Genomic DNA, 9513 nt, shown 5'->3' on the forward strand with positions numbered 1-9513 from the left:
GGGCTCGAGGGCATCGTCAGCAAGCGCCGCGACTCGACCTATCGGCCCGGCGCGCGCAGCCACCACTGGCTGAAGTTCCCGCACCGCCACCGCGGCTCCTTCGTGGTCGGTGGGTGGCGACCGCAGGTCGGCACGAGCGACCGGTTGGCGGCGCTGCTGGTGGGGGAGCCGACCGCCGACGGACTGGCCTATCGCGGCCGGGTGGGCAGCGGCGTCGGGCCGAAGCAGTCCCGCGCCCTCACCGAACTGCTGGCGCCCCTGACCCGCCCGGCCAGCCCGTTCGCCGACGACGTACCGCGGGTCGATGCCGACGGCACGGTGTGGGTCGAGCCGGTCGTGGTGGTCGACGTCGACACCCACGGCGTCGGCTACGAGCGGCTCCGGCAGCCGTCGTACCAGGGTGTGCGCACCGACCTGACCCCCGAGGACCTGTGATGCCGAAGAAGGCCGACCACCCCCGGACCGAGGTCCACGTGGACGTCGAAGGCCGCACGATGCGCCTGACCAACCTGGAGAAGGTGCTCTACCCGACGACGGGCACCACCAAGGGCGAGGTCCTCGACTACTACGTGCGGGTCGCGCCGGTGCTGCTGCCGCATCTCGCCGGCCGTCCGGTCACCCGGATCCGCTGGCCGCACGGCGTCGGCGACATGAGCTTCTTCGAGAAGAACGCGCCCCGCGGCACTCCGAGCTGGGTGCGCACCGCGGAGGTGCCCACGACCGGCAGCCGAGGTCCGAGCCGGCACGGGGACACCCTGGTCTTCCCGATCATCGAGGATCTGCCCACCCTGGTCTGGGCGGTCAACCTCGCCGCGCTCGAGCTCCACGTCCACCAGTGGACCGTCGACGCCGACGACGAGCCGGTCGGCGCGGACCGCATCGTCATCGACCTCGATCCCGGCGAGCCGGCGGGGCTGCACGAGTGCTGCCAGGTCGCGCTGCATGTGCAGGAGGCGCTCGCCGAGCGCGACCTGGAGGCTGTGGCCGTGACGAGCGGGAGCAAGGGCCTCCACCTGTACGCCCCCCTGGCCGAGCCGCTGCCGTCGGCGGAGACGAGCGAGCTCGCCAAGGAGATCGCCGAGGAGCTCCAAGCCGCCCACCCCCAGCTGGTCACCGCCACCATGACCAAGGCCCGTCGCCGCGGCAAGGTGTTCCTCGACTGGTCGCAGAACGCCGGATCGAAGACCACCGTGGCGCCGTACTCGCTGCGCGGCACGCCCCGCCCCCAGGTCGCCACCCCGGTCGGCTGGGACGAGGTCGCCGAGGGCGCGGAGGACCCGCTCGGCCTCGACCAGTTCACGCCGACGCAGGTGCTCGAGCGCGTCGAGGAGTACGGCGACCTCTTTTGAGCCTGTCCTGCGCGAGCGTGTCGCAGGCCCCGACGTCAGTTGGTGCGGCGGCGCATGGGATAGACGTCGAACCCGGTGACGGCGCCCGCGGGGTCGCCGCCCGAGCCGACCGCGTGTGCCACCTGGTCGGGGGCGACGGCGTGGTCCGCCTCGTCGAGGGTGGCGTCGATGAGCATCTGGAACTCGGCGGGGGGATGGTCGATCCGCTGCGGCGTCATGTCGATGCGCCAGCCGGCGCGGCCGAGCTCGTCGAAGAGTCCCATCAGGGTGGTGTTCTTCTCGGCGGCGAAGCCCTCGAAGCCGTCCGCGGCCTCGATGAGGTAGACCGGCCGGGTCACCGCGAGCGAGGCAGTGTCGTACAGCGGCACCCACAGGCGCGCGTACTCGTAGGACCGCTTCGCGCTCACGGCTCCAGTGTAGGACCAGCGGCCGGTCAGGCCGAGCGCAATGGACGGACGGCGACCGGGTCGACGACGTTGGCCAGGTCGACGGCCGCCCCCAGCACCCTGCCGTTCGCCGCGATCGCCGGCGCGTCCACCACGTCGGCGACGACGGCCGTCACGTTGTCGCGGCTGCCGCCGTCGAGGGCGCCCAGCACCAGGCGGTCCACGGCCACGGACCTGCTCCGGACGGCGAGAGCGCGCCCGATCGCGGTGGGGGAGAGCACGTCGGAGACGCCGTCGCTGCACAGCGGCAGCCGGTCCCCGGGGTGCAGGTCGAGCAGGAGCAGGTCCGGCTCGGGGACGTGCTCGCCGTCCACCGCGTGGAGCACGACGTTGCGGTACGGCGACGCCGCGGCCTGCGCTGCCGTGAGCTGACCGCTGTCGACCATCGCCTGGACCAGGGTCTGGTCGTGGGAGAGCTGGCTGACCTCGCCGTCGCGCACCAGGTAGGCGCGCGAGTCGCCGACCTGGGCAAGAGCGGTGTGGATCCCGTCGGTCAGGACGGCGGTCAGTGTGGTCGCCATCCCGGCCCGGCCCGGCTCCGCCGCGATCCCGGCGGCGATCTGTGCGTGCGCCTCGCGGGTGGCCGCGGCGAGCAGACGGCCGGGCTCGTGGCCGGGATGGGCCAGCGCGCGGGCGCTGACGACGTACGTCGTCGTGGCCGAGGCGACCTCGCCCGCCTCCGCCCCGCCGACGCCGTCGGCGACGCAGAGCAGGTAGGGACCGGCGAAGCCCGCGTCCTCGTTGTTGGCGCGCACGCGTCCGGTCTCGCTGCGTGCCGCGAATCGGAACTGGAGCACGACGCTCACCTCCCGGGGTCGATTCCTGGTCAACGCCCGGGAGGGGCGCCGGAGTTCCCGGGGAGCGTCAGCTCCGGAAGCCCACCTGGCCGGCGGTGCTGCGGCCGATCTCGACGTAGGCGAGCTTGGCGGTCGGGACGACGGTCACCTTGCCCTTGGTGTCGGTGAGGCTGATGACGCCGTCGCCGGCGGCGATCGCGTCCTGGACCAGCTTGGCGACGGCCTCGTTGGTCTCCTCGGTCTCGATGACCAGCTCGCGGGCGGTGTTCTGCACACCGATCTTGACCTCGACGGTCATGTCACTCTCCTCGTTCGTGGGGACGCCAGCCTAGCCAGGCGGCACAGGAGGCACGGGCGGTGGCGCAGGCAGCGGCGCAGGCTCAGCGCTCGTCGGTCTTCGGCTCGTCGGTCTTCGGCTCGTCGGTCTTCGGGTAGCCACGGATGCCGCGCCACGCCAGCCCCGCGACCAGCGCCGTGGCCTCGTCGCGGCGCAGTCCGGCCATGGCGCCGTCGTTCTCGGTCAGCCAGAACCGCGCGCTGACCTGGGCCATGCCGACGAGGGAGACCGCGAGGAGCTGCGAGGCGGCGGCCGGGAGGTGGGTGTCGTCCTCGATGACCGCCGCGATCATGGCGGCGCACTCGGTCGTCACCCGGTCGACGTGGTCGCGGACCGCGGGCTCGTTGGTGAGATCGGACTCGAAGACCAGCCGGAACGCGCCGGTGTCGTGGCCGACGTAGGCGTAGAACGCGTCGATCGCTGCTGCGACGCGCTGCTTGTTGTCCTGGGTCGACTCCAGCGCGCGCCGGCAGTTGGCGATGATCGAGTCGCAGGCGGCGTCGAGGATCGCGAGGTAGAGCTCGAGCTTGCTCGGGAAGTGCTGGTAGAGCACCGGCTTGGAGACACCCGCCCGCTCGGCGATGTCGTCCATCGCCGCCGCGTGATAGCCCTGTGCCACGAAGACCTCGAGGGCGGCGGACAGCAGCTGAGCGCGTCGCTCGCGCCGCGGAAGTCGTACGCCGCGCGGCCGCGGCTCGTCCAGGTCGAACTGCTCGGTCACCACGGGCACGAGACTACTCGCAAGTAGCACGGGTCCGGATGGCGGGACGTGGCGGCGGCGCCGCGGACCCGCCAGGGACGATGGACGGGTCGAGGGAACAGCCGGGGCCGCCGTAGCGTTGAGCCCTGGACCACCCCACCCACCTGCTGTACTCGAGGAGCAACAACCGTGAGCTTTCCCGCGCTGGTCGAGCCGGCCACCGAGCTGACCATCGACGAGGTCCGCCGCTACAGCCGCCACCTGATCATCCCCGACGTGGCGATGGACGGGCAGAAGCGCCTCAAGAACGCCAAGGTCCTCGTCATCGGTGCCGGCGGTCTCGGCAGCCCGGCGCTGCTCTACCTCGCCGCCGCCGGCGTGGGCACGCTCGGCATCGCCGAGTTCGACGAGGTCGACGAGTCCAACCTCCAGCGCCAGGTCATCCACGGCATGTCCGACCTCGGCAAGTCGAAGGGCCTCTCGGCCAAGGAGTCGATCCTCGAGATCAACCCGCTGGGCGACGTGATCCTCCACGAGGAGCGCCTCGACAACGACAACGTCATGGACGTCTTCAAGGGCTACGACCTGATCGTCGACGGCACCGACAACTTCGCCACGCGCTACATGGTCAACGACGCGGCGTACTTCCTCGGGATCCCCTACGTGTGGGGCTCGATCTACCGCTTCGACGGCCAGGCGTCCGTGTTCGCGCCCACCATGGCCGACGACGCTCCCTGCTACCGCTGCCTCTACCCGGAGCCGCCGCCGCCGGGCATGGTCCCCTCCTGCGCCGAGGGCGGCGTGCTGGGCGTTCTGTGCGCGAGCATCGGCTCGATCCAGGTCAACGAGGCCATCAAGCTGCTCATCGGCGCGGGTGAGCCGGCCATCGGCAAGCTCGTGATCTACGACGCCCTCGAGCTCGAGTGGCGCAAGCTGAAGGTCCGCAAGGACCCCAACTGCGCGCTGTGCGGCGAGAACCCCACCGTGACCGGCCTGATCGACTACGAGACCTTCTGCGGCGCGATCTCCGACGAGGCCGCCGACGCGGCCGCCGACGCGACCATCTCGGTGACCCAGCTCGCCTCGATGATCAAGGAGAAGGAGGAGGGCTCCCGCGACTTCGTCCTCGTCGACGTCCGCGAGCCCGCCGAGGCCGAGATCAACCACATCCCCGGCGCGGTCCTCATCCCCAAGGGCGAGTTCCTCAACGGCAACGCGCTCTCCCAGCTCCCGCCGGTCGACTCCGGCACGCAGGTCGTCCTGCACTGCAAGAGCGGCGTCCGCTCGGCCGAGTGCCTCGCGATCGTCAAGGGCGCCGGGTACGACGACGCGGTCCACGTGGGCGGCGGCGTCGTGGCCTGGGTCAACCAGATCGACCCGAGCCAGCCGGCGTACTGACGGCATCGAACGGGCCCCGCGATCCTCTCGGATCGCGGGGCCCGTTGCCGTCCCCGGGCGCTGCTCCTCGGTCTTCGGGCCGCGCCGGTCGTGCGACTCGCGGTGGGCGTCGGCCTGCTGGTGAGGCGACCGGAATTCTGCTGTATCCGTAACCGGCGGTCCGTGCGTCTCGTTGGTCCGAGTACGCGGCCCTCGCAGCCGCGCCGCACCAATCGAGATGCGACCGGCCCACCGGCCGGTCGTGCCGAGGGAGCATCTGAGGGCCCCGTCCACCGGACGGGGCCCTCGGTCGTCGCGGCGGCGGCACGGCATGATCGGCGTCGTGGACGAGGGGTACGTCGAGCGCGTGCTCGACCTGGTCGAGCAGGTCCCGCCGGGGCGGGTGACGACGTACGGCGCCCTGGCGGAGGTGGCCGGGGGCGGACCCCGCCAGGTCGGTGCGGTGATGGCGAGATACGGGGCGCCGGTGCCGTGGTGGCGGGTCGTCCGCGCCGACGGCACGCTCCCGCAGAGTCACGGCGAGCGGGCGCGGGAGGCCTATCTCGCCGAGGGGACCCCGCTGCGCAGCAGCAGCGGGGCCCTCGACATGCGCCGAGCCTTCTGGGACCCGGCGACGGGCGACTGAGAGATCAGCCGAGCGCCGCGATGGCGGCGTCGTAGTCGGGCTCGGTGGCGATCTCGGGAACCAGCTGGGAGTGCAGGACGGTGCCGTCGGCGTCGAGGACGACGATCGAGCGCGCGAAGAGGCCCTCGAGCTTGCCGTCGGTCATCCGCACGCCGTAGTCGTCACCGAAGCTCGAGCGGAAGGCCGAGCCGACCTGGACGTTGTCGATGCCCTCGGCGCCGCAGAACCGGCCGAGCGCCGGCGGCAGGTCCTGCGAGACGTTGATGACGGCCGTGTTCTCGAGGCCGGCGGCGAGCTCGTTGAACTTGCGCACGCTCGCGGCACACACGCCGGTGTCGATGCTGGGGAAGATGTTGAGGACGGCGCGCTGACCCTCGGGGAGGGTCACGGTGCCGAAGTCGGCGCCGACGAGGGAGACCGACGGAGCGGAGGAGCCGACGGCCGGCAGCTCGCCGGCGGTGGTGACGGGGTTGCCCCCGAGTGCAGTGGTAGCCATGAGTCCTGTCTAGCAGGTCCCGGCGAGCCGTCGATCACCGGAGCCGACCGAGGATGCCGACCGCCTTGCGGACATCGAGCAGGCGTCGTTCCCAGGTGATGCCGACGACGGTCAGCAGCGCGCCGGCCAGCCCGATCCAGACCCACTTCGGGAACTCCCCGGCGTACGGCCCGAGCTCGCGCAGCACCACCACGGCGCCGACGCTCGCCCCCACCAGGAGCGGTGCGCTCCAGCGGGCCGCCGCGCCGGCGATGGTGAGCGCGAGGCAGGCGGCTCCGAGCACGAGTGCCCGCAGGGACACCGGGGCGCCCAGGACCCACAGCAGGGACGGAACGGTCCCCAGGAGCAGGCCCGGGAGCAGCGCCTCGATCGTGCCGACCGCGGCCGTGCGCTGCAGGCGCCACAGGCCGAACGCGAGCAGGGCGCCGGCGAGCGGCAGCGTGTAGGGCTCCGGAGTCGTCACCTGGAGGTCGGCCAGCCTGACCCAGCTCGCCAGCAGCAGAAGTGCCGCACCGGCGAGGGCACACCCGCGACGCGACTCGTGGAGCAGCGCGGTCGCGCAGACGAGGAACCCGGCCACGGTCAGCCAGAGGGCCGCGTAGCCGCCGACGTCCGTGACGCTCGCCAGCGAGACCGGAAGTGCCAGGACCGCCACGGTGACAGCGGAGAGCTCGACCTCGAGACGAGGAAGGGCCAGGGCGAGGACGCCGACGGCGAGGAGCACGGGGATCGACACCCAGGCGGTGTCGTCGCCGATCACCATGGCGGCCGCCGCGCCGGCCAGACCGAGAGCCGCCGGCGCACCCGCGCCCGCCAGTGCCCTCGTGCCCGGCTGACGGCCGACGGCCGCGAGCGTCACCATCGCGACGGCGAGGGGCGCGAGAGTCGCCAGGACCAGCCCGTCGCTGGGCAGCGCGCCGAGGGAGACCGCCCCCGTCAGGACCACGGCGGCCGCGGCCCACCCGGTCGCCTCCGCGCCGTCGGTCAGAAGGGCGAGGGCCACCGTGCCGAGCGCCACGACGGCGAGCACCGCGACCGGGACGGCCAGGGGCAGGTCGTACGACGCGAGGGTGACCGAGGCGCCGGCGCCTGCGACGAGCCCGGCGACTCTGGCCCACACGGGCAGGCAGCGCCGCGTGCGGTCCCGATCGACCAGGGCGACCAGGGCGAGCACGGTCAGCACCGAAGGCACGAGGAGCAGCGGCTCCGTGGCCGCGTCCGGGGAGGTGAGACGCACACCGATCGGCTGGACGAAGACATCACCCAGCCGGCTCCAGCGGTCCAGGGCGACCACGACCGTCGCGAGCACGAGGCCGCCGAGCACGAGACTCCCGGCGCCCGCCGGGGCCAGCGCGATCACTCGCACCGGATGGGGCAGCACGCCGAGGGCGAGGACCCACGCGGCCGTCGTAGCGAGGGCGACGAGGCCGACGGTCCGCGCGTCCGCGTCGACGCACGGCAGGGTGAGAGCGACTGTGACGAGCATCGCCGCACCGCTGGCACCAGCCAGCAGCAGGTCGCGGTGGCGGACGACGGCGCCCGGCACGAGGAGCGCGGCGGCGCTGGCGAGGAGGGACCAGCCGCTGCCGTCCACCCAGAGCTGGTGGAGGTCAGGGCTGTCAGCCGACTCGAGGAACGCGGCTCCGGCGGTCCCGGCCCAGGCGAGACCCGCGGCGCAGGCGAGACTCCACGACAGGGGCGGGGCGCCGACGCGACGACCGAGGAGGACGCCGAGGACTCCCAGCGCGACGACGACATGGCCGCTCACCAGCGGGTGGCGCGTCGCGTCGACCGCCCCGGCGTACCCGACGACGAGACCGATCCCGGCGATGACCTGCGGCGCCACGAGCCGGGGTTGGCCGGAGACGCGGAGCAACCCGAGGACCGTCCCGGCCAAGGCGACCACGAGGCCCGAGACGGAGGCGACGGCGCTGTCGCCGGCGTCGCCGAACCAGCCCGCGGCGCCGGCTCCCACGACGTCGAGGGCCAGCATGCCCAGCGCCACGACGATCAGCGACTCGCCGGCGATCCGCAGCCCGACCCGATGCAGCAGCAGGGCAGCGGCGCCGGCGGCCAACGTGATCCCGGCAAGGACGGCGGTACGACCGCCGACGCCGAGGGTCGACCACGACACGGCGAGGAAGATGGCCGCGGCGACCAACAGGCAGAACGCGCCGAGCCCCAGCAGGATCTTGGGGACCGACGCGAACGACACGCCACTCGGCGACGGCGGCGACAGTGGCGGTGCGGGCGGTGCTGGCGGCATGCCGGCCGAGGCCGCCCGCTTCTCGGGAAGAGGGCCGCTCGGCGGGACCAGTGGCCCGCCGACCTGGCTCGGCATCGCGGTCGTCCCGACGTGGGCAGGAGGACGGTGGAAGGCGTCGCTCTCGGAACGGAGGCGGGTGAGGAGGCCGTCGGCGCGCTGCAGCGTGCCGAACAGATCGACCGCCAGCGGGTGACGCACGAGCAGCGCGCAGGTCGGGCAGACGGGGACGCCGGCAGGGAGGTCCGAGCGGCAGTCGGGGCAGAGCAGGGGATCGGCGTAGCGCATGGACCCATTGCCCCATGACCCCCGGTCGTCCGACAGCAGCCGGTGACTCAGGCCGCCTGAGCAGGCGTACTCAGCGCACGGGGTTCTCCACAGGCGTTCCCACCGGCTGGGGAGGACGGCACCTCCGCTGTGGAGAAGTGGGGAGCGGCTTGTGGACGACACGCCGACCGTCGGTGGATTGACCAGAAACCCCCATAAAAACAGGGGGAATCCCTTGCCACCGTCGCAGACACGGGCGTAGAACTTCTCCCACGCACTCCTCCGGGAGAGCGGGATCAGCCGGAAGGCATCGATCCAGACGGCCAGGCCGAGACCTCCGGGTCCCAGCGAGGCGGCCCCGCAAGGGGACGCCGGCCGCGCGAGCCGGGTGACGAGGCTCGCGGGATCGCAGCAGCCGGGTGGTCGACCGGGAGCGTCACCAGTACCGGTCAACCCGAAGGGCCCTTGTGACTCATACTCACGAGGGCCCTTCATCTTTTTGGATGGCGCGAGCGCGTCGCTCGTTCCTCGCGCCGCGCTGCCGCGCCGCGGTCGAGTCCGGTAGGTGGTCGCGTGGGTCTGGCGGCCACCGGGTCGGCTCGCGGAAAGCTCGGCTCTTCCGCTCCGGTCGCTCCTTCGTCGCTCCCTGCGCTGCGTCGCCCTCGCTTCCCGCGATGACCGGCGCGTGAGGTTGGAAAGGCGCGAGCGCGTTGTTGGATGGCGCGAGCGCGTCGCTCGTTCCTCGCGCCGCGCTGCCGCGCCGCGGTCGAGACCGGTAGGTGGTCGCGTCGGTCTGGCGGCCACAGTGTCGGCTCGCGGAAAGGCTCGGCTCCTC

Annotated in this window: 10 protein-coding genes; 4 read left to right on the forward strand and 6 right to left on the reverse strand. The window is 72.7% G+C overall.

Features of this window, described 5'->3' with window-relative positions:
* Together FHP29_RS22895 and ligD are read left to right on the forward strand one after the other, a co-directional pair.
* Nucleotides 1–435 (forward strand): ATP dependent DNA ligase (locus FHP29_RS22895; protein WP_476703671.1); only part of this gene is annotated, 435 nt, incomplete at its 5' end.
* Nucleotides 435–1349, forward strand: a complete 915-nt coding sequence (gene ligD / locus FHP29_RS17625) for a non-homologous end-joining DNA ligase (RefSeq protein WP_139624162.1) — start codon at nt 435–437, stop codon at nt 1347–1349. The genes FHP29_RS22895 and ligD, both read left to right, overlap by 1 nt.
* Nucleotides 1350–1384: 35 nt before the next feature.
* On the opposite strand, the gene FHP29_RS17630 is transcribed toward ligD, so the two are convergent.
* From FHP29_RS17630 to FHP29_RS17645, 4 genes are all read right to left on the reverse strand, one after another.
* Nucleotides 1385–1756: a hypothetical protein gene (locus FHP29_RS17630; RefSeq protein WP_139624163.1), complete on the reverse strand. Its 372-nt coding sequence runs from the start codon at nt 1754–1756 to the stop codon at nt 1385–1387.
* A 26-nt stretch (nt 1757–1782) separates the two neighbouring features.
* Nucleotides 1783–2592, reverse strand: coding sequence for a PP2C family protein-serine/threonine phosphatase (locus FHP29_RS17635; protein ID WP_158296622.1), 810 nt, complete (start codon nt 2590–2592; stop codon nt 1783–1785).
* Between the two features lie 67 nt (nt 2593–2659).
* Complete coding sequence (locus tag FHP29_RS17640; RefSeq protein WP_139624165.1) at nt 2660–2890, reverse strand: DUF3107 domain-containing protein; 231 nt, start codon at nt 2888–2890, stop codon at nt 2660–2662.
* An 82-nt stretch (nt 2891–2972) separates the two neighbouring features.
* Complete coding sequence (locus tag FHP29_RS17645) at nt 2973–3653, reverse strand: TetR/AcrR family transcriptional regulator (RefSeq protein WP_139624166.1); 681 nt, start codon at nt 3651–3653, stop codon at nt 2973–2975.
* A gap of 165 nt (nt 3654–3818) precedes the next feature.
* Here FHP29_RS17645 and moeZ point away from each other — a divergent pair, with 165 nt between their 5' ends.
* Nucleotides 3819–5027 (forward strand): adenylyltransferase/sulfurtransferase MoeZ, encoded by a 1209-nt coding sequence (gene moeZ / locus FHP29_RS17650; RefSeq protein ID WP_139624167.1) that lies wholly within the window; start codon nt 3819–3821, stop codon nt 5025–5027.
* Between the two features lie 310 nt (nt 5028–5337).
* A complete protein-coding gene (locus FHP29_RS17655) occupies nt 5338–5652 on the forward strand; it encodes an MGMT family protein (protein ID WP_139624168.1) in 315 nt (104 codons plus the stop codon).
* Nucleotides 5653–5656: 4 nt separating this feature from the next.
* Here the strand turns inward: FHP29_RS17655 and tpx are convergent, their stop codons facing one another.
* Together tpx and FHP29_RS17665 are read right to left on the reverse strand one after the other, a co-directional pair.
* Nucleotides 5657–6148 carry a thiol peroxidase gene (tpx, locus tag FHP29_RS17660; RefSeq protein WP_139624169.1) on the reverse strand — a complete coding sequence of 164 codons (492 nt, stop codon included), beginning with the start codon at nt 6146–6148 and terminating at the stop codon, nt 5657–5659.
* A gap of 34 nt (nt 6149–6182) precedes the next feature.
* On the reverse strand, nt 6183–8699 hold the full coding sequence (locus FHP29_RS17665) for an SCO7613 C-terminal domain-containing membrane protein (protein ID WP_139624170.1): 2517 nt from the start codon (nt 8697–8699) through the stop codon (nt 6183–6185).
* Nucleotides 8700–9513 lie beyond the last annotated feature (814 nt).

Origin of the sequence: Nocardioides albidus, assembly GCF_006335005.1 — a bacterium.
GTDB lineage: Bacteria > Actinomycetota > Actinomycetes > Propionibacteriales > Nocardioidaceae > Nocardioides > Nocardioides albidus.

What these genes read in the sequence shown, in the direction of transcription:
- FHP29_RS17640 (WP_139624165.1), bottom strand. Translation starts at nt 2,890, where the DNA reads ATGACCGTCGAGGTCAAGATCGGTGTGCAGAACACCGCCCGCGAGCTG.
- ligD (WP_139624162.1), top strand. Translation starts at nt 435, where the DNA reads ATGCCGAAGAAGGCCGACCACCCCCGGACCGAGGTCCACGTGGACGTC.
- FHP29_RS17655 (WP_139624168.1), top strand. Translation starts at nt 5,338, where the DNA reads ATGATCGGCGTCGTGGACGAGGGGTACGTCGAGCGCGTGCTCGACCTG.
- tpx (WP_139624169.1), bottom strand. Translation starts at nt 6,148, where the DNA reads ATGGCTACCACTGCACTCGGGGGCAACCCCGTCACCACCGCCGGCGAG.
- FHP29_RS17665 (WP_139624170.1), bottom strand. Translation starts at nt 8,699, where the DNA reads ATGCGCTACGCCGATCCCCTGCTCTGCCCCGACTGCCGCTCGGACCTC.